The sequence below is a fragment of the Streptomyces sp. NPDC003393 genome, assembly GCF_053589015.1.
In genome coordinates this window covers 35,936-52,641 of the sequence record NZ_JBSFRB010000041.1, presented here as the reverse complement: position 1 = coordinate 52,641, position 16,706 = coordinate 35,936, and the positions used below count along the sequence as shown (strand labels likewise).

Genomic DNA, 16,706 nt, shown 5'->3' with positions numbered 1-16,706 from the left:
CCGCGCCCCCTGCTCGCCCGCACCCCGACGGGTCGTAGCGTTGGCGTGTGGCCTACTTCGACGCTGCTTCCGCCGCTCCCCTTCATCCCGTGGCCCGGCAGGCTCTCCTGGCCTCCCTCGACGAGGGGTGGGCCGATCCCGCACGCCTCTACAAGGAGGGGAGGCGGGCGCGGTTGCTGCTGGACGCGGCGCGGGAGGCGGCCGCGGAGGCGGTGGAGTGCCGGCCGGACGAGCTGAGCTTCACCTCCTCCGGCACCCGGGCCGTGCACACCGGGGTCGCCGGGGCCCTGGCCGGTCGCAGGCGCACCGGACACCACCTGATCGTGTCAGCGGTCGAACACTCCTCCGTGCTCCATTCGGCCGAGGTGCACGAGGCGGAGGGCGGGACGGTCACCCAGGTCCCGGTCGACCGTGCGGGCAGGGTGACCGCCGCGTCGTACGCGCAGGCGCTGCGCCCGGACACCGCGCTGGCCTGTCTTCAGTCGGCCAACCACGAGGTGGGCACCGAGCAGCCGGTCGCCGAGGTGGCCGAGGTGTGCCGGGCGGCGGGCGTGCCGCTGCTGGTGGACGCGGCGCAGTCACTGGGCTGGGGACCGGTGGACGGGGACTGGTCGCTGCTGGCGGCGAGCGCCCACAAGTGGGGCGGTCCGTCGGGGGTGGGGCTGCTCGTCGTGCGCAAGGGGGTGCGGTTCGCGGTCCGGGGGCCGGTGGACGAGCGGGAGTCGGGCCGGGCCGCCGGGTTCGAGAACATCCCGGCGATCGTGGCCGCGGTGGCCTCGCTGCGGGCGGTGCGGGCCGAGGCGGCGGCGGAGGGCGTACGGCTGAGGGAGCTGACGGAGCGGATCCGGGGGCGGGTGCCGCGGCTGGTGCCGGACGTGGAGGTGGTCGGTGATCCGGTCCACCGGCTGCCGGGGATCGTCACCTTCTCCTGTCTCTACGTCGACGGCGAGGCGCTGCTGCACGAGCTGGACCGCGAGGGCTTCTCGGTCTCGTCCGGCTCCTCCTGCACCAGCAGCACGCTGACCCCCAGTCATGTGCTGAAGGCGATGGGGGTGCTGAGCGAGGGCAACGTACGGGTGTCACTGCCGCCGGGGACGCCGGAGGAGGACGTGGAGCGGTTCCTGGAGGTGCTGCCGGCGACGGTGGCGCGGGTGCGGGAGAAGCTGGGCGCGCCGTCGGCTCCCGCCGCCCGCGTGCGCCGGGAAGAACTGGTCGTCGACTCTCTCGGCAAGCGCTGCCCGATCCCGGTCATCGAGCTGGCCAAGGTGTTCGGCCAGGTGCCGGTCGGCGGCACGGTACGGGTGCTGTCCGACGACGAGGCGGCCCGGCTGGACATTCCGGCGTGGTGCGAGATGCGGGGGCAGGAGTACGTGGGCGAGGAGCCGGCGGACCACGGTACGGCGTACGTCGTCCGCCGGCTCTCCTGAGGGCTGTCGGACAGCCCTCAGGGGTCTGTCAGCCCAGGTGGGCGAGGACCTCTTCGGCCGCCTCGTCCCCGTACGCCTTGGTGAAGCGCTCCATGAAGTGCGCCCGCCGCAGCTGGTACTCCTGCGTGCCCACCGTCTCGATGACGAGGGTCGCCAGCATGCAGCCGACCTGGGCGGCACGCTCCAGCGAGACGCCCCAGGCCAGGCCGGACAGGAACCCGGCGCGGAAGGCGTCGCCCACGCCGGTCGGGTCGGCCTTGCGCTCTTCGTCCGGGCAGCCGACCTCGATCGGGTCCGCACCGTCGCGCTCGATGCGCACCCCGCGCGAGCCGAGGGTGGTCACCCGGTGGCCGACGCGACCGAGGATCTCGGAGTCGCTCCAGCCGGTCTTGGTCTCGATGAGGCCCTTCTCGTACTCGTTCGAGAACAGGTACGTCGCCCCGTCCAGCAGTATCCGGATCTCGTCGCCGTTCATCCGGGCGATCTGCTGGGAGAAGTCGGCGGCGAACGGGATGGAGCGCGTACGGCACTCCTCGGTGTGCCGGAGCATCGCCTCGGGGTCGTCGGCGCCGATGAGGACCAGGTCCAGGCCGCCGACGCGGTCGGCGACGGTCTTGAGCTCGATGAGCCGGGCCTCGCTCATCGCACCGGTGTAGAAGGAGCCGATCTGGTTGTGGTCGGCGTCGGTGGTGCACACGAAGCGGGCGGTGTGCAGCGTCTCGGAGATGCGGACGGAGGAGGTGTCCACGCCGTGCCGGTCCAGCCAGGCGCGGTACTCGACGAAGTCGGCTCCGGCGGCACCCACCAGGATCGGCCGGGTGCCCAGCTGGCCCATGCCGAAGGCGATGTTGGCGGCCACCCCGCCGCGCCGGACGTCCAGCTGGTCGACCAGGAAGGAGAGGGAGACCGTGTGCAGCCGGTCGGCGACGAGCTGGTCGGCGAAGCGGCCGGGGAAGGTCATGAGGTGGTCGGTGGCGATGGAGCCGGAGACTGCGATGCGCACGGCGTGGACTCTCCTGGGAGGGAGGAGACGATTGACAGTTCACGCTACCCGGTGGCCGGGTGACGCTGAAGCGGACAAAACTACCCGATAGTAGATCTTTCCTGGCATGCCCGTCCGTGCATACGGTGCGGCCATGACGAACCACACGGTCCATGCTGCCCCTGTTCCGGCCGACCCGGAAGGCGATCTCGCGACACTTCGCGGGGACTGCGCCCGGATGGCCCCGCACTGGGCGGCTCCCGACCGGGGATCCCGGCATCCGGTGCCGCCTTCCCGCATCCACGGCGTGGACGTGCCGGACTCCTCGGCCCGCCTGCTGGACGCGATGTCGGACTACGGGGACTGACACCGGGGAACCGCGCGCTCCCCCGCCGCGTCCCATCGCTGTCCCCCGTAGGGGGGAGGCGGGGTACGACCCGTGGGGCCGGCTGCTTCGTCAGGACCGGGCCGGGGTCGGCCGCAGGGACAGCTGTGCAGCCGAAGGAGCGATGCGGTGAACACCGAGCGACCCGACCACGACGACACGGCGGCGGCCGAGGCCGCGGGTGCCGCCGAGGGCACCGCGGCACCGCCGAAGGCGCCGGAGCCCGAGGTCGCGCCGGTGAGCAGTGCCGGCGACGGCGGCGTGGGCGACGACGGCCGAGGAGGCGACGACGGCCGAGGGGGTGACGGAGGCGACGGCGGCGGCAGTGGCAGGGGCGGTGGCGGCCGGTTCGGCCGGGGCCGGCCTCCGCTGGTCGCCGCCTCGGTCGCCGCGGCCGTGCTGCTGGTGGGCGGCGGCGGGGCGTACCTCGCCACGAGCGCGTACCACGGCTCCGGCGACCGTACGGGTCCGGCAGCCTCCCGCGGCCACGGCACTCCCCCGCCGCTCGTCCTCGACGACTACACCTCCGGTCGTGCGGGGAGTACGGGCGCCACGAACGGGATCGCACCGGGCGAGCCCAACCCCTACGGCGCCACCTACCGCGCCGCCGGAACGCTGCCCGCCGGGCCCGCCTCCGCGTCGGTGTACGAGCCGGGGGGCGAGGTCACCCGCGCCGAGGTGACCCGCCTGGCCAGGGCGCTCGGCGTGGAGGGCACCGTCGTGGCCGACGGGCGGACGTGGCGGGTGGGGACCGGGAAGGACGGGGCTGGTCCGATGCTGCGGGTGAACCGGCAGGCGCCGGGGACCTGGACGTTCAGCCGGTACGCGCCGGGCACCGACAACTGCAAAGGCGCGGTGTGCAAACCCGGCCCGGGCATGCACACCGGCCACCCGGTGAGCGTGACGGCGGCCGAGAAGGCGGCGACTCCGGTGCTCGAGGCGCTGGGGCAGGACGACGCCGAGCTGGACGCGAGCCAGGTCATGGGCGCCCAGCGGGTCGTCAACGCCGATCCGCGGTTCGACGACCTGCCGACCTATGGCTGGACGACAGGCCTGACCGTCGGCCCGCAGGGCGAGGTGGTCGGCGGCAGCGGGCAGATGAAGGAGCCGGTCAAGGGCGAGACGTATCCCGTGCTGAGCGCGCGCAGGACGCTGGAGCTGATGAACGCGGCCCCGCGCACGGACCACCGCATGGGCATCGGAGGCTGCGCCAGTCCGGTGCCGCTGAAGGACCGGCTGGAGGCGCCGTGCGGGGCCTCGGGGAAGGTCACCGGACAGAACGCCTTCACCGTCGAGCGGGCCGTGTTCGGTCTGGCGTCGCACTCCTCGAACGGGCGGCGGACGCTGGTGCCGTCCTGGCTGTTCGAGGTGCGCACAGCGGGCGGGCGGGACGGCTTCACGGTGACGTACCCGGCCGTCGACCCGGAGTACCTGAGCCCACCGGGCGCGCCGTCGGTGCGGCCGGAGCCGCGGCCCAGCGGTTCGGGCTCCGTGCCGGCGAGCCGTGACGTGCGGGTGTCGGGCTACACCGCCGAGGGTGACGAGCTGACGGTGAGCTTCGAGGGCGGGGTGTGCGCGGACTACAAGGTGTCGGCGCGGGAGAGCACCGACCGGGTGACCGTCACGGTGACCGAGACCCCGTGGCCGGACAAGGTCTGCATCCTGATCGCCAAGGAGTACCACCGGTCGGTGCACCTGGACCGGCCGCTCGGGGACCGGACGGTGGTCGGGTCGGACGGCGGCCCGGTCCCGCAGGAGCGGCCGGGAGCGCGGCTGCCCGCGCCGCCGCGGGCCTCGGGCGCACCGGTCAGGTGACCGGGACGCGACGCCGGACGCACACGCGAGAGGCGGCGGCCCCCGTCATGGGGGTCGCCGCCTCTCGCGTCACGCGGTCGTGCCGGTGGGTTCCGGCCGGGCCGGTCAGCTGAAGGAGTCGCCGCAGGCGCAGGAGCCCGTCGCGTTCGGGTTGTCGATCGTGAAGCCCTGCTTCTCGATGGTGTCCACGAAGTCGATGGTGGCGCCGCCCAGGTACGGAGCGCTCATGCGGTCGGTGACGACCTTGACGCCGCCGAAGTCCTTCTTGACGTCGCCGTCGAGGGAGCGCTCGTCGAAGAAGAGCTGGTAGCGCAGGCCGGAGCAGCCGCCGGGCTGGACGGCGACGCGCAGGGCGAGGTCGTCACGGCCTTCCTGGTCGAGCAGGGCCTTGACCTTCGACGCGGCGGCGTCGGTCAGGATGATGCCGTCGGTGACGGTGGTGGTCTCGTCCGATACGGACATCTACATCTCTCCCGGGTTGTACGGAGACTGCTTGCCGACGAGTGCAACCGGCAGGGCCGCGGATTCATTCCGGGCCGAGCACATGCTTTTTCTCTTGTCCAAGCTCGTCGCCTTCATGCTCGCACATGCGCCGGACGGCCGACAGCGACCTGTGGACGAAGCGACGCACGCGACAACGCCGACGCCGGGCGGGCGCCGGGCGGGCCTGTTACGGGCCGGGCCGCCCGCCGGATGCGCGCCCGGCGGGCGGCGGACGCGTGTCGGGATTCACGTCACATGGACACAATCGCCATCGTCAAAGTGACGTGAAGCGGTTATGATAGATAGCGTCAGTTCGACGAAAAGTAGAAAGGGTGCGTGTCGTGACCACCGCCCAAACCCAGGAGCTCGACGTACAGCCGACGCCCCTCGCCCTGCTGCTGCTCGGCCGCGAGGCCGACCCGAAGAGCGAGCGCGGTGTGGAGTGTCCCGGCGAACTCCCCTCCCCCTCCGACCCGGACCTCGTGGCGCGCGCCCGCGCGGCCAAGGAGAAGCTCGGGGACAAGGTCTTCGTGCTGGGCCACCACTACCAGCGCGACGAGGTCATCCAGTTCGCCGACGTCACGGGCGACTCCTTCAAGCTGGCCCGGGACGCAGCCGCCCGGCCGCAGGCCGAGTACATCGTGTTCTGCGGCGTGCACTTCATGGCGGAGTCCGCGGACATCCTGACGTCCGACGACCAGAAGGTCGTCCTGCCGGACCTCGCGGCCGGCTGCTCCATGGCCGACATGGCGACGGCCGAACAGGTGGCGGAGTGCTGGGACGTCCTGACGGAGGCCGGGGTCGCCGAGCAGGTGGTCCCCGTCTCCTACATGAACTCCTCCGCCGACATCAAGGCGTTCACGGGCAAGCACGGCGGCACCATCTGCACGTCGTCGAACGCGAACCGGGCCCTGGAGTGGGCCTTCGAGCAGGGCGAAAAGGTCCTGTTCCTGCCCGACCAGCACCTGGGCCGCAACACGGCGGTGCGGGACATGGGCATGTCCCTGGAGGACTGCGTCGTCTACAACCCGCACCGGCCGAACGGCGGGCTGACCGCCGAGGAGCTGCGCGCGGCCAAGATGATCCTCTGGCGGGGCCACTGCTCGGTCCACGGCCGCTTCAGCCTGGACTCGGTCGACGACGTCCGCGAGCGCATTCCCGGCGTCAACGTCCTGGTGCACCCCGAGTGCAAGCACGAGGTGGTGGCCGCGGCCGACTACGTCGGCTCCACGGAGTACATCATCAAGACCCTGGAGGCGGCCCCGGCCGGCTCCAAGTGGGCCATCGGCACGGAGCTGAACCTGGTACGCCGCCTGGCGAACCGTTTCGCTCCGGAGGGCAAGGAGATCGTCTTCCTCGACAAGACGGTCTGCTTCTGCTCCACCATGAATCGCATCGACCTCCCCCACCTGGTCTGGGCCCTGGAGTCCCTGGCCGAGGGCAACCTCGTCAACCGCATCCGGGTCGACAAGGAGACGGAGGCCTACGCGAAGCTGGCCCTGGAGCGCATGCTGGCGCTGCCGTAGGACGTACGTCTCAGCGCGGTGCCCCGGCCGGACCACCCACCGGCCGGGGCACCGCCGTACCCGGCGCATGTCTTCGGGGCTGCGAGCGCGTTCTTCAGAGATGTACTTCTCAGAAACACGTCTCTGACACAGGCCGGAAGCAGGGGAGGCGCCCGTGGCACGCCCCGAGCACCGCAGCATCCCGAAGCCGTCGACCATGTTCGATCGCGCGTGGGACTGGAGCGAGCTGACCGCCTGAAGGCCTGAGAAAAACGGCCGGGCTGCCCGTGCGGCAGACCCGGCCGTTCGCGCCGTCACCCGACGTCAGACCCTCGCCGGCTCCAGCTCCTCCGTCTCCGACTTCGCCTCGCGCTTGGCCGCGCGCTTCTTGGCGCGGCGCTCCTTGCGGAGTTCCAGCATCGCGTAGAGCGTCGGGACCAGGAGGAGGGTCAGCAGGGTGGAGGTGATCAGGCCGCCGATCACGACCACCGCCAGGGGCTGGGCGATGAAGCCGCCCTCGCCGGTGACCCCGAGGGCCATCGGGAGCAGGGCGAAGATCGTCGCCAGGGCCGTCATCAGGATCGGGCGCAGGCGGTGGCGGCCGCCTTCCACCACGGCCTCGACGACGCCGTAGCCCTGCTTGCGGTACTGGTTGATCAGGTCGATCAGGACGATCGCGTTGGTGACCACGATGCCGATCAGCATCAGCATGCCGATCATGGCGGGGACGCCCATCGGGGTACCGGTGGCGATCAGGAGGCCGAGGGCGCCCGTGGCCGCGAAGGGGATCGAGACCAGCAGGATCAGCGGCTGGGCGAGCGAGCGGAACGTCGCGACCAGGAGCATGAAGACGATCGCGATCGCCGCCAGCATGGCCAGGCCCAGATTCTTGAACGCGTCGTCCTGGTCGGAGGTGACCCCGCCGATCTCGGCCGTGGCGCCCGCGGGGAGCTTCAGGGCCTTGATCCTCGACTGGAGCTCGGTGCTCACCGCGCCGGTGTTGTCGCCGGTCGGCTTGGCGGTGATGGTCGCCGCGCGCTGACCGTCGATACGGGTCATCGAGACCGGGCCGTCGACCAGCTCGACGGTCGCGATGTCGCCCAGCTTCACCGAACCGAGCCGGAGCTTCTTCAGCTGGGCCAGTGTGTCGGCGGGCTCGGCCGACCTGATGACGATGTTCCGCTCGGTGTCGTGCAGGGTCGCCTTGGCGGCCGTGGTGCCCTTGACGGACTGGGCGACGGCCATGCCGAGGGTCTGGTCGGTGAAGCCGGCCGCCGCCGCCTTGTCGTTGGCGCGCACCGAGATGCGCGGCACGCTCTGGGAGAGGTCGCTGGTGACGTCGGTGACGTCGTCCAGGCCCGCGACGGTCCCGCGGACCTGCTCCGACGCCTGGCGCAGCACGTTCGCGTCGGACGCCTTGACGACCACCTTCAGGTCCTGGTCGCCGAAGCCGTCGCCGGCGTTGACCGTGGTCGTGCCGATGCCGGACAGCTTGTGCAAGCCGTTCTCGATGTCCTCGCGGACGTCGTCGGCCGACGCGGAGTCCTCCAGCATCACCTGGTACGAGGCGTGGTTGGTGTCCGTGGAGCCGCCGAAGGCGGCCATGAAGCCGGAGGAGCCGACCGTCACCTGGTAGTCCTTGACGCCCTTGGTCCCGGCGAGCAGCTTCTCGACCTTCTTCGCCTGGGCGTCGGTCGCGGCCAGGCTGGTGCCGGGCTTCAGCGCCTGCTTGACGGTGAGGACCTTCTGGTCGCCGGGGTCGAAGAAGTTGGTCTTCAGCAGCGGCGTCATGCCGAAGGTGCCGACCAGCACGACCACCGCGATCAGCACGCTGGTCAGGCGGCGGCGGGTGGCGAAGCGCAGGACGGGGACGTAGAGGCGCTGGAGGCGGCTGTTCGCCTCCTTCTCCTCGGCCCGGCGGCGGGCCTCGTCGGCCTCGGCGGGCGTGCCCTTCGGCGCGCGCAGGAACCAGTACGACAGCACGGGGACGACCGTCAGCGCCACCAGCAGCGAGGCCAGCAGTGCGGCGGTGACCGTGATGCTGAACGGGCCGAACAGCTCGCCCACCATCCCGCCGACCAGGCCGATCGGCAGGAACACGGCGACCGTGGTGAGCGTGGAGGAGGTCACCGCGCCGGCCACCTCGCGCACCGCGTTCAGGATGGCCTCGTGCCGCTCCTCGCCGTAGCCGAGATGACGCTTGATGTTCTCCAGGACGACGATCGAGTCGTCGACGACCCGGCCGATGGCGATGGTCAGCGCGCCCAGCGTCAGCATGTTCAGCGACAGGTCACGGGTCCACAGCACCAGCAGGGCCAGGACGACGGACAGCGGGATCGACACCGCGGTGACCAGCGTGGAGCGGACCGAGGCCAGGAAGACCAGGATGACCAGGACCGCGAAGAGCAGGCCGAGCGCGCCCTCGGTGGTCAGTCCGTGGATGGACTTGGCGACGGCCGGGCCCTGGTCGCTGACCGTGGTGATCTTCGCGTCGGCGCCGAGGTCCTTGCGCAGCTCGGGCAGCTTGTCCTTGACCGCGTCCGAGATCGCGACCGCGCTGCCGTCGTGGTCCATGGTGACGGCGACGGCGAGGCTCGGCCGGCCGTCGGTGCGGGTGATGGAGTCGGCCTTGGCCGGCTCCTGCTTCACGTCGGCGACGTCACCGAGGCGGACCGGCTTCTTCGGGGCGCCGCTTCGAGCGGCGCCGCCCTGACCGGTGACCATCAGGTCCTGGATCTGCTGCAGCGAGGTGAAGCCGCCGCCGACCTGCACCGTGCGGTTGGCTCCGCCCTCGTCGAAGGAGCCGGCCGGGACGGTGGCGCCGCCCGCCTGGAGGGCCTGCGTCAGGTCGGCGGAGGTGAGACCGGCCCGCGCGAGCCTGGCGTCGTCAGGGGTGACGGTGACCTGAAGGTCCCGTACGCCGTCGACGGTGACCTGGCTGACGCCGTCGATGTTCCTCAGGGCCGGCACGACCGTCCTGTCGAGCTGGTCGGCGAGCGCCTGCTGGTCCTTGCCGGAGGTGACGGCCAGGACCACGGTCGGGATGTCGTCCGTCGAACCGGCGATCACCTGCGGGTCGACGCCGTCGGGGAGCCCGGCGCGAGCCCGGTTGACGGCCTGCTGCACGTCGGCGACGAGCTGCTGGGTGCCGTTGCCGTAGTCGAAGGACGCCGTGATCACGGCGTTGCCCTCGCTCGCCGTGGACGTGACGCCGGTGATGCCGTCGACGGCCTTGAGGTTGTCCTCCAGCGGCTCGACGACCTGCTTCTCCACCACGTCCGGGGACGCGCCCTGGTAGGGGGCCAGCACGGACACGATGGGAAGCTCGATGCTGGGCAGCAGCTGCTGTTTGAGCTGGGGGACGGCGATCGCGCCGAAGACGAGCGCGACGATCGACATCAGTCCGATCAGGGCCCGCTGCGCGAGGCTGAATCTGGACAGCCAGGACATGGGTCAGGGTCTCTCTTCCAGTGGACGTCCGGGAACGTCGGTGAGCGGCGGTGAGCTGCCGAACGCGGCACGGGCGCGCAGACGCGCCCACCCCTACACCTTCCGGCATCGGCACCGGCCGTTCCGTAGCCCCCTGGTCCATTTCCCCGCCGCGCGCCTACTCCTGGCGCAGTACGCCCGGGTGGAGTGCACTCCACCCTCGGACGGAGCGGGTGCGGCGGCGGCTCAGTCGGCCCTGGGCCGCACCAGCCCGGACTCGTAGGCGATGACGACCAGTTGCGCCCGGTCCCGGGCGCCGAGCTTGGCCATCGCCCGGTTGACGTGGGTCTTCACGGTGAGCGGGCTGACCCGGAGACGTTCGGCGATCTCGTCGTTGGAGTGTCCGCCGGCGACCTGGACGAGCACCTCGCGCTCGCGCACGGTCAGCGCGTCCAGCCGTTCCGAGCGGGCCGGGTCGCGGCCGTCGTCCGCGGCATCGCCCTGCGCGAGGAAGCGCCCGATGAGGCCCTTGGTGGCGGCCGGGGACAGCAGTGCCTCCCCCTGGGCGGCGATCCGGATGGCGCTGAGCAGTTCCTCGGGCTCGCTGCCCTTGCCGAGAAACCCGGAGGCGCCCGCGCGCAGCGCCCGCACCACGTAGTCGTCCACCTCGAAGGTGGTCAGGATGACCACACGGACGTCGGCGAGCGCCGGTTCGGCGCTGATCAGGCGGGTGGCGGCCAGGCCGTCCGTGCCCGGCATGCGGATGTCCATCAGGACGACGTCGGCGCGCCGCTCCTCCGCCAGGCGCACGGCCTCGGCGCCGTCGGACGCCTCGCCGACCACCTCCATGTCGGGCTCGGAGTCGACCAGCACGCGGAAGGCGCTGCGCAGCAGGGCCTGGTCGTCGGCGAGCAGGACACGGATCGTCATGCGGCGTCCCCCGGGGCGCGGGTGTGGTCACGGGTGCCGGTGGCGGCGCTGTCGCCGTCGGCCGCGCCGGTGCCGGTTCTGATGGTGCTACGGGCCTGGACGGGCAGGATCGCATGGACGCGGAAGCCGCCGCCGTGGCGGGGGCCGGTGCTGAGGGTGCCACCGAGTGCGGTGACCCGCTCCCGCATGCCCAGCAGTCCGTGGCCGCCACCGCCGGCGGGGGTCTGACCGGCGGCGGTGCCGGCGCCGTCGTCCAGGACGGTGATCTCGACGTCCGGCCCGACGCGTACGACGCTGACCTCGGCCCGGGCCCGGCCGCCGGCGTGTTTCTGCACGTTGGTCAGGGCTTCCTGGACGATGCGGAACGCGGCCAGGTCGACGGCGGCGGGCAGGGTCGTGCTCTCGTCGGCGCGGGCGACCTCGACGTGCAGGCCGGCGCTGCGGAAGGTGCCGACGAGTTCGTCCAGGCGGTGCAGGCCGGGGGCGGGTTCGGTGGGGGCCTCCGGATCGTCGGACTGCCGGAGCAGTCCGACGGTGGCGCGCAGTTCGTTCAGCGCGGACCGGCCGGCCTCCCGGACGTGGGCGAGTGCCTCCTTGGCCTGGTCGGGGCGCTTGTCCATGACGTGCGCGGCGACCCCGGCCTGCACATTGACCAGGGCGATGTGGTGGGCGACCACGTCGTGCAGGTCGCGGGCGATGCGCAGCCGCTCCTCGGCGACGCGCCGGCGTGCCTCCTCCTCGCGGGTGCGTTCGGCGCGCTCGGCGCGCTCCCGCATGGCGCGGACGAAGGCGCGGCGGCTGCGTACGGCGTCACCGCCGGCGGCGGCCATACCGGTCCAGGCGAAGATGGCGAGGTTCTCCTGGGCGTACCAGGGCAGCGTCCCGTCGAGCATGGCGGCGCCGGTCAGCACGGTCATCGTGGTCAGGCCCAGACGCCAGGCGGTGGGGCGGTCGGTGGTGGCGGCGACGGTGTAGAGGGCGACTACGGCGGACATGGCGACGGGGGCCCGCGGGTCGCCGGTGACGCACTCGATCAGGGAGACGGTGCCGGTGACGGCGAGGACCGTGCGTGGGGCACGGCGGCGCAGCACCAGCGCCGCGGCGCCGACGGTCATCAGGACGAGGCTGAGCAGCTCCGGGCGGCGCACGGCCCAGTTGACGCCGTTGTGCCCGCGCGGGTCCGCGAAGGACCCGACCACCATGCACGCGAGGACGGCGACCGCGAGGGCCGCGTCCAGGGCGAACGGGTGCGCCTTGATCCGGCAGCGGGCGCGCTCGAACGAGGTGGTCACGCCTGCGAAGGGTACGGGGTGCTCGTGCGGCACGCTCCGCGCACCCGCCGCGGAGGGGACGTCCCCGGACGGGATGGTCACCCAGGGATCAGGCCGTCGTCGCTGAGCAGGTCGCGTACCTCCTGGAGGCTGGCGTCCGGGGACGGCAGGATCAGTTCGGACGGTTCCAGGGAGTCGTCCGGCAGGGGTTCGCCCAGTTCACGGACCTTGGAGAGCAGGCTGTGCAGGGTACGGCGGAAGCCGGGGCCGTCGCCGTTCTCCATCTCGGCCAGCAGTTCCTCGTCCAGTTTGTCGAGCTCGGCGAGGTGGCCGTCGGCCAGCCTCACCTGTCCCTCTCCCATGATCCGTACGATCATGTCGCCCTCCTCGGCGGCGTGGGCCCCGGCTGTCGGTGAGTGGGTCTACTGCTTGTCGAAGCGGGGTGTGTCCTGCGGCTGCTGCTGGGGCTGCGCCTGGCCCTGGCCGCCCTCGATGGCCTGCCGGTCGCCGGACGAGCCGCCGGCCAGCTCCGCCTTCATGCGCTGCAGTTCCAGCTCCACATCCGTACCACCGGAGATCCGGTCCAGCTCGGCGGCGATGTCGTCCTTGGCCATGCCGGTGGGGTCGTCCAGGGCACCGGAGGCGAGCAGCTCGTCGATGGCGCCGGCGCGGGCCTGGAGCTGGGCGGTCTTGTCCTCGGCGCGCTGGATGGCCAGGCCGACGTCGCCCATCTCCTCGGAGATGCCGGAGAACGCCTCGCCGATCCGGGTCTGCGCCTGGGCGGCGGTGTAGGTGGCCTTGATCGTCTCCTTGCGGGTGCGGAAGGCGTCGACCTTGGCCTGGAGGCGCTGGGCGGCCAGGGTGAGCTTCTCCTCCTCGCCCTGGAGGGTCGCGTGCTGCGTCTCGAGGTCCGTCACCTGCTGCTGCAGCGCGGCCTTGCGGGACAACGCCTCGCGGGCCAGGTCCTCGCGGCCCAGCGCGAGCGCCTTGCGGCCCTGGTCCTCCAGCTTGCCGGACTGCTGCTGCAACTGGTTGAGCTGGAGCTCCAGGCGCTTGCGGCTGGTCGCCACGTCGGCGACGCCGCGCCGCACCTTCTGCAGCAGCTCCAGCTGCTTCTGGTACGAGTAATCGAGGGTTTCGCGCGGGTCCTCGGCCCGGTCAAGGGCCTTGTTCGCCTTCGCGCGGAAGATCATCCCCATACGCTTCATGACACCGCTCATGGGCTTCGCGCGCCCCCTTCTGACGGACTCCAGCTCACAGCTCTGCGACAGAACCCACAGTACGGGCCCTGCATCCATTACCGCACTGTTCGGGAACGGATGCGGTCATCCCCAAGGACGACTGCGCACGATTCCGCTCCGGCGTAGGGAGTAGGTGACCCCCGGGCAACCGCGGACGGCCGCGTGCGTGACGTCCCCGTCTGTCCCTTTGAAGACGACCGGTGTTGCCGGATCGTTCCCCGCGGGGCTGGGGTCCATGCGGGTCAAGCCCTTACCCTTGGGTTTTGTGTTCCGTAGCCGTGCCAAGGAAGAGAAGGCCCCGGCCGCCGACAAGGCGCCGGTGAACTTCTCCAAGCAGACCCGTGACCCGCAGGCTCCCAAGGGCCGCCCCACGCCGAAGCGCAGTGAGGCCCAGGCCCAACGCCGCAGCGTCGCCAACACGCCGACCACACGCAAGGAGGCCGCCAAGCGGCAGCGCGAGGAGCGCCGCACCCAGATGGAGCGGCAGCGCCAGGCGCTGGCCAGTGGCGACGAGCGCTACCTGCCGGCCCGCGACAAGGGCCCGGTGCGCCGGTTCGCCCGTGACTTCATCGACTCCCGGTTCAACATCGCGGAGTTCTTCCTGCCGATGGCCGTCGTCATCCTGGTGCTGAGCATGGTGCGGGTGGGCTATCTGCAGAACCTGGCGCTGCTGCTGTGGCTCGTGGTGATCGTGCTGATCGTGCTCGACTCGATCGGCAACGCTTTCCGGTTGAGGAAGCGGCTCGCCGAGCGCTTCCCGGACGAGAACAAGCGGGGCGCGGTCGCCTACGCCCTGATGCGCTCCCTCCAGATGCGCCGGCTCCGGCTGCCGAAGCCGCAGGTCAAGCGCGGAGAGCGGCCCTGAGCGCGGAGCCTTTCACCGGGGGTGCGGCCGAGGCCTGGCTGGACGGGCTGGGCCGGCTGCGTGACGTCGTACGGCAGGAGCTGGTGGCCCGGCAGCTCGACGAGCAGATAGCCGGGCGGTTCCCGGTCGGGCAGCGGCTGCGGGTGCTCGACGTGGGAATGGGGCAGGGCACGCAGGCGCTGCGGCTGGCACGGGCCGGGCACCAGGTGACCGGCCTGGAACGCGACCCGGAGATGATCTCCGTGGCCCGTGCGGCGCTGGCCGTCGAGCCGCAGGGCATCAGGGCCCGGATGCGGATCGTCGAGGCCGACGGCCAGGACACCGGGGTCCACTTCCTGCCGGGCAGTTTCGACGTGGTGCTCTGCCACGGCGTGCTGATGTACGTCGAGGAGCCCGATCCGTTGCTGGCGGGGCTGGCCCGGATGCTCGCGCCGGGCGGGCTGCTGTCGCTGCTGGTGCGCAACGGTGACGCGCTGGCGCTGCGGCCGGGACTGTCCGGCGACTGGCCGGGGGCGCTGGCCGCGTTCGACACGACGGCCTACCGGAACCGGTTGGGGCTGGATGTGCGGGCGGATCGGCTCGCCGATCTGACGGCGACGCTCGGCGGGATCGGGGCACCGTTGCACGCCTGGTACGGGGTGCGGGTCTTCACGGACCTGGCGGCGGACGATGCCCGGCCTCCGGCCGACGTGGAGACGCTGCTGGCGGCGGAGGAGCGGGCCGGGCGCACCGACCCGTATCGCGCGGTCGCGGCGCTGCTGCATCTGTGCGGGGTGCGCGGCTGAGGCCGCTGTCCGTCGTCGATCCGCTCTTTCGGGTGAGCCCGGCAAGCCGGGTGTGGACCCCGCCCTGAGACTCGGTGCATGGACGTTTCCCGTTCCCGCCGTGCCCGTTCCCGCCGTGCCCGTTCCCAGCCTGCCCGTTCCCGCCGTGCCGTCCGGCCGGCCGTTCCGTTCGCCGTCGCCGTGATCTTCTGTGCCGCGCTGCTGTCCGGCTGCACCGGCTCGTCGACTCCTGAGGGGGCCACGGCCTCGGGCACGAAGGACACCATCGGGGAACGGCAGGCGGCCGCGCCGTCGACCGCCGGGGACCTCCAGGCGGCGTACCAGCGGGTGATCAAGGACGTACTGCCGTCGGTGGTACAGATCCAGACCGGCGGTGAGCTGGGGTCGGGCGTGGTGTACGACGACAAGGGGCACATCGTCACCAACGCGCACGTGGTCGGGAACTCGAAGCAGTTCCGTGTCACCACGGCGGGCAGCGAGCAGCCGTTCGCCGCGACGCTGGTCTCCTCCTACCCGGAACAGGACCTCGCCGTGGTCAAGCTGGACAAGGTGCCGCCCGGACTGAAGGCGGCCACCCTCGGCGACACGGACAAGGTGGAGGTCGGGCAGATCGTCCTGGCCATGGGTTCGCCGCTCGGACTGTCGTCGAGCGTGACCCAGGGGATCGTGTCGGCGACCGGGCGGACCGTGAGCGAGGGGCAGAGCGACGGCGGCACCGGGGCCACGATCGCCAACATGGTGCAGACGTCGGCCGCGATCAACCCGGGCAACAGCGGCGGCGCGCTGGTCAACCTGAACGGTGAGGTCATCGGCATCCCGACGCTCGCCGCCACCGATCCGCAGCTCGGCGGCAGCGCGGCGCCCGGCATCGGCTTCGCGATCCCGGCGTCGACGGTGAAGACGATCGCCGGCCAGATCGTGAAGTACGGCAAGGTCGTCGACTCCGGACGGGCGGCGCTGGGCATCACCGGACGCACCGTCGTCGACGCCTCCTACCAGCCCGCCGGGGTCGCCGTGGTCGAGGTGAGGTCTGGCGGCGCGGCGGAGAAGGCGGGCATCCGGCCCGGGGACGTCATCACCCGGCTCGGTGACACGGACATCACGACGACGACCTCCCTGTCGGAGGCGCTGGCGTCCGACAAGCCGGGTCAGAAGACGAAGGTGACGTACGTGCGCGACGGCGTCGAGAAGACGGTCGAGGTCACGCTGGGCGAGCAGTGAGCCGCCGGGAAGCGACGGGGGACGTGAGGAGCCATGGTGACCCGAGAGCCGTGGGCAGCCGTACGGGAAGGGGGCGAGGGGCGGCCGCCGGTGACCGCCCCTCCCCCGCGCGTGCGGCTACTCCTGGGCGCCTTCGGCGTGCAGGCTCATCGGGCCGTAGATCTCCGTGGAGTCCTCGAACAGCCGCACCTGGTCGGCGCCGCCGTCGAGCAGGGCCTTCCAGTTCTCGCCGATCCAGGACTCGGCGTCGCCCTGCGTGGTGAACTCCTCGGGCTGCACCGCGGGCTGGACCTCCGTCCCGTCGGCCGTCTCGAACCGCCACGTCCATGCCGCCATGTACGCCTCCCTGGTATGAGCACACTCCACA

At 71.8% G+C, this 16,706-nt stretch carries 15 protein-coding genes; 7 read left to right on the top strand and 8 right to left on the bottom strand.

Going from position 1 to position 16,706, the window contains the following annotated elements; genetic code table 11:
• The first annotated feature begins 47 nt into the window (after nucleotides 1-47).
• On the top strand, nucleotides 48-1,427 hold the full coding sequence (locus ACWDUZ_RS30670; RefSeq protein ID WP_451635064.1) for an aminotransferase class V-fold PLP-dependent enzyme: 1,380 nt from the start codon (nucleotides 48-50) through the stop codon (nucleotides 1,425-1,427).
• A 28-nt stretch (nucleotides 1,428-1,455) separates the two neighbouring features.
• On the opposite strand, the gene ACWDUZ_RS30665 is transcribed toward ACWDUZ_RS30670, so the two are convergent.
• Nucleotides 1,456-2,430, bottom strand: a complete 975-nt coding sequence (locus tag ACWDUZ_RS30665; RefSeq protein WP_451635063.1) for a carbohydrate kinase family protein — start codon at nucleotides 2,428-2,430, stop codon at nucleotides 1,456-1,458.
• A 133-nt stretch (nucleotides 2,431-2,563) separates the two neighbouring features.
• On the opposite strand from ACWDUZ_RS30665, the gene ACWDUZ_RS30660 reads away from it, so the two are divergent.
• Complete coding sequence (locus ACWDUZ_RS30660; RefSeq protein WP_451635062.1) at nucleotides 2,564-2,776, top strand: hypothetical protein; 213 nt, start codon at nucleotides 2,564-2,566, stop codon at nucleotides 2,774-2,776.
• Nucleotides 2,777-2,923: 147 nt separating this feature from the next.
• Complete coding sequence (locus ACWDUZ_RS30655; RefSeq protein WP_451635061.1) at nucleotides 2,924-4,609, top strand: hypothetical protein; 1,686 nt, start codon at nucleotides 2,924-2,926, stop codon at nucleotides 4,607-4,609.
• 105 nt (nucleotides 4,610-4,714) lie between these two features.
• Here the strand turns inward: ACWDUZ_RS30655 and ACWDUZ_RS30650 are convergent, their stop codons facing one another.
• Nucleotides 4,715-5,071, bottom strand: a complete 357-nt coding sequence (locus ACWDUZ_RS30650) for a HesB/IscA family protein (RefSeq protein ID WP_030181969.1) — start codon at nucleotides 5,069-5,071, stop codon at nucleotides 4,715-4,717.
• A gap of 362 nt (nucleotides 5,072-5,433) precedes the next feature.
• On the opposite strand from ACWDUZ_RS30650, the gene nadA reads away from it, so the two are divergent.
• On the top strand, nucleotides 5,434-6,618 hold the full coding sequence (gene nadA, locus ACWDUZ_RS30645) for a quinolinate synthase NadA (RefSeq protein ID WP_451635060.1): 1,185 nt from the start codon (nucleotides 5,434-5,436) through the stop codon (nucleotides 6,616-6,618).
• A 303-nt stretch (nucleotides 6,619-6,921) separates the two neighbouring features.
• Here the strand turns inward: nadA and ACWDUZ_RS30640 are convergent, their stop codons facing one another.
• The 5 genes from ACWDUZ_RS30640 to ACWDUZ_RS30620 all read right to left on the bottom strand — a co-directional run bounded on the left by ACWDUZ_RS30640 (nucleotide 6,922) and on the right by ACWDUZ_RS30620 (nucleotide 13,447).
• Nucleotides 6,922-10,047 carry an efflux RND transporter permease subunit gene (locus tag ACWDUZ_RS30640; RefSeq protein WP_451635059.1) on the bottom strand — a complete coding sequence of 1,042 codons (3,126 nt, stop codon included), beginning with the start codon at nucleotides 10,045-10,047 and terminating at the stop codon, nucleotides 6,922-6,924.
• Nucleotides 10,048-10,272: 225 nt separating this feature from the next.
• Nucleotides 10,273-10,956 (bottom strand): response regulator, encoded by a 684-nt coding sequence (locus tag ACWDUZ_RS30635; RefSeq protein ID WP_451635058.1) that lies wholly within the window; start codon nucleotides 10,954-10,956, stop codon nucleotides 10,273-10,275.
• Entirely contained in the window at nucleotides 10,953-12,248 is a 1,296-nt protein-coding gene (locus tag ACWDUZ_RS30630) for a sensor histidine kinase (RefSeq protein ID WP_451635057.1), read from the bottom strand. Before ACWDUZ_RS30630 ends, ACWDUZ_RS30635 begins: the two co-directional genes overlap by 4 nt.
• Nucleotides 12,249-12,325: 77 nt before the next feature.
• A complete protein-coding gene (pspAA, locus tag ACWDUZ_RS30625) occupies nucleotides 12,326-12,604 on the bottom strand; it encodes a PspA-associated protein PspAA (RefSeq protein ID WP_451635056.1) in 279 nt (92 codons plus the stop codon).
• Nucleotides 12,605-12,649: 45 nt separating this feature from the next.
• Entirely contained in the window at nucleotides 12,650-13,447 is a 798-nt protein-coding gene (locus ACWDUZ_RS30620) for a PspA/IM30 family protein (protein WP_451635055.1), read from the bottom strand.
• A gap of 286 nt (nucleotides 13,448-13,733) precedes the next feature.
• Here ACWDUZ_RS30620 and ACWDUZ_RS30615 point away from each other — a divergent pair, with 286 nt between their 5' ends.
• From ACWDUZ_RS30615 to ACWDUZ_RS30605, 3 genes are all read left to right on the top strand, one after another.
• Nucleotides 13,734-14,333, top strand: coding sequence for a DUF3043 domain-containing protein (locus ACWDUZ_RS30615; protein ID WP_451635054.1), 600 nt, complete (start codon nucleotides 13,734-13,736; stop codon nucleotides 14,331-14,333).
• Nucleotides 14,334-14,416: 83 nt separating this feature from the next.
• Nucleotides 14,417-15,118 carry a methyltransferase domain-containing protein gene (locus ACWDUZ_RS30610; protein ID WP_451635053.1) on the top strand — a complete coding sequence of 234 codons (702 nt, stop codon included), beginning with the start codon at nucleotides 14,417-14,419 and terminating at the stop codon, nucleotides 15,116-15,118.
• A gap of 78 nt (nucleotides 15,119-15,196) precedes the next feature.
• Entirely contained in the window at nucleotides 15,197-16,339 is a 1,143-nt protein-coding gene (locus ACWDUZ_RS30605) for a S1C family serine protease (protein ID WP_451635052.1), read from the top strand.
• A gap of 117 nt (nucleotides 16,340-16,456) precedes the next feature.
• Here the strand turns inward: ACWDUZ_RS30605 and ACWDUZ_RS30600 are convergent, their stop codons facing one another.
• Nucleotides 16,457-16,675, bottom strand: a complete 219-nt coding sequence (locus tag ACWDUZ_RS30600) for a hypothetical protein (protein ID WP_451635051.1) — start codon at nucleotides 16,673-16,675, stop codon at nucleotides 16,457-16,459.
• Nucleotides 16,676-16,706 lie beyond the last annotated feature (31 nt).